Here is a 2,532-nt window from a genome sequence, read left to right as displayed (position 1 = left end):
ATGCGATCCAGCGCAGCAGCCACCGCAGGTTGTAGCCGGCGGCGCAGCCGAGCACGTGCAGTGCATCGCCTTGGGCGCCGTTGAGATGGCAGCGATTCAAGCGGCAGTCCTGTTTCAGATGTCCGATCACCGGCTCTACCGCTTGCCTTCGTTTGATCCAGCGCCATTGCCGTCGCGTCAGCGTTCTGGCTTTGCCCCGATGCAGGATCTGCACACCCTCCACCTCGCGCCCGCGATACCCCAAGTCCACGATGGCCATCTGCGGGATCACATTCACATCCTGGAGCAGCCCGCGCGCCTGTTCCAATTGCTCGGCCAACGTGTCGCCGTCGTAGGGATTGCCGGGAAAACTGCGCGCGCCCACGATCAAGCCCTTGCGCGCACTCACCGCAATGCCGACCTTGACGCCGAATTCGTACGGGTTCCTCGCCTTGCCCTTGCTGATGCATTCCACTTCCGGCGCGTGCAACGCGTAGAGTTTTTGGTTGTCCTTGGGACGCTGTGTCAACAACCGGTGTGCGCGCTCCAACCAGACACCGATGCGCTCACGCACCGACGATTCCCGCTGGGCCAGCTTGCGTTGCAGATCGCGTAATACGCGTCCCAGGATCGTGCGTTGGCGTCGCAGCACCTTGCGCATGCGCTTGAACTGGCGCGCATGCGCATAGCGCCCGGCCTTGCGGCTCAACGCCGGACCTTGCCGCGCATAGGTCTGTCGCAGTGCGATGCCGTGTCGCTTGGCCAGCAGCACCAGCTTCTTGCGGGCCACCTCCAGCAGCCGGTTGTCGGTGGGATGGGCGATCGCTTTTTCCTGCACGGTGGTGTCCACGATCACTCGCGACAACTCGCGCGCATCCACTGCTTTGACCGCATGTGCGGTGTTGATGGTGTGCGCCAACAGCTCTTCCATCCCGGCTTCGCCCAGGCGCTGTCGCCACCGTGTCAGGGAGCTGGGATCGCACGGCAAGCAGGTCTGGAACACCACCTCGCCGGTGAAAAACTGCCAGTACGGATTTTCCAGCCAACGTTCGCACACCGCTTCATCGGACAGGTCGTAGGCGTGCTTGAGGTAGAGCAGCCCAGCGATCAGACGCATCGGCAATGCGGGGCGACCGCCTGTGCCGGTGGTGACCGGCAATCGTGGCGACAGCGCCTGCTCCAGCGCACTCCACGGCAGCCGGTGGCTCAGCTGGACCAGTGGATGGCGCAAGTCGATCTGGTTCTCCAGACGCGAACGAAACAACTCATCGGCAGGCAATTGCTCGGCGGCGGGACGGCGTGTACGCATGGGCGAAAACTGCCATAAACCAGTTCGTAGAGTAACGAAAACTGGTAATTCCAGCACGCCTAAAACGTAGGTCAAGTCTTGCAATGGATGCGGTCTGGGGGTTTTTCAGGGGCGACTATTTACCTTGCGCGATGGCGTGATACACACCGCTGATGGCGCGTTTGAGGTTGCCCAGCACCACGTTGACCCAACGGGCACCGGCTGCTTCGGTCGCGGCACGACCACCGCCAGTGTCCAGCGTGGTGTGCGCGTGGCCGGCGTCTTCCAGCCGGCGGAAGCAGGCCAGCCCATCGGTGTAGACCTCGCATTCGGGTGCCAGGCGACGGACAATCCAGTCCTGCAGCGAGGTGTTGTCGAAGCTGCGCACCGGCTCGATCACCACAAAGCGCGGCGCGGTGAAGGTGGCATCGGTCTGCACCGCAATCAGGAACGCTTGTTTGTTCTCTGATCCGCGTCCGGCCTTGCCACCGTTACGCTCGCCGCCGAGATAGGCATCGTCGATCTGCACGAAACCCGCCAATTTCCGCGTGGCTTCGCGCTCGGCCATGACCTGCATGATCTTGTGCTTCATCCGCCAGGCCGTCTTGTAGTTGACGCCCAGATGCCGCATCAACTCCAGTGCGGCCATGTTGGTTTTGGTCGAGGTCAACAGGTGCAAGGCCAGCATCCAGGTGCGCAGCGGCAGTTTGGTGCCTTCGAACATCGTGCCTGCCATCAGACTGGTCTGATGCCGGCACGCGCTGCATTGGGAGTAGATCGCAGCACCCCGCTTGAAACGCGAGCGCACGCGCCCGGCACAAACAGGGCAACGAAAGCCCTGCGGCCAACGCCACTTGTAGAGCGCGCGATAGCACTTGGCCTCGGTGCCGTAGGACGCGAAGAACTCAGGCATCGACAATCCAGCCTGGAACTGCACCGCATTGATGCTCATCACGTCACCTCGTTGGCTTCAGATGACAGCAGCATCCACACAGCGCGGCGCAGATCCTGCGACTGATGGCTGAGGGTCAGGGCTAATCAGGAAAACCTTTACTTCCAACAATTTAGCTCACTTTTGGCTTTTTTTACATGAATCCCTGCCGACCCTCTAGTTCCTCCCGACATGGCTACAATGCTTGACGATGCGAGGACGACGGCCAAGCAGATCTGCGATTGTGGAAACGTGTGGATATCGTACCGGTCCCGCACCCTGCGGAACACAGCGTTCTATTTTTACCCACACCCATGTAACAACTGTGTTATGT

1 protein-coding gene and 1 pseudogene are annotated in these 2,532 nt (G+C 61.1%); both read right to left on the bottom strand.

Going from position 1 to position 2,532, the window contains the following annotated elements; all coding sequences use genetic code 11:
• The coding region (locus CSC62_RS17085) for an IS5 family transposase (protein ID WP_162407881.1) at positions 1-1,288 on the bottom strand (1,288 nt) is incomplete at its 3' end.
• A gap of 118 nt (positions 1,289-1,406) precedes the next feature.
• Positions 1,407-2,219, bottom strand: a pseudogene (locus tag CSC62_RS17080) (IS1595 family transposase); the annotation flags it as partial.
• Between the last annotated feature and the right edge of the window lie 313 nt (positions 2,220-2,532).

Origin of the sequence: Pseudoxanthomonas jiangsuensis (genome assembly GCF_010093185.1) — a bacterium.
In the GTDB taxonomy this organism is placed as follows: domain Bacteria; phylum Pseudomonadota; class Gammaproteobacteria; order Xanthomonadales; family Xanthomonadaceae; genus Pseudoxanthomonas; species Pseudoxanthomonas jiangsuensis.
This window is presented reverse-complemented; position numbering and strand designations above follow the sequence as displayed.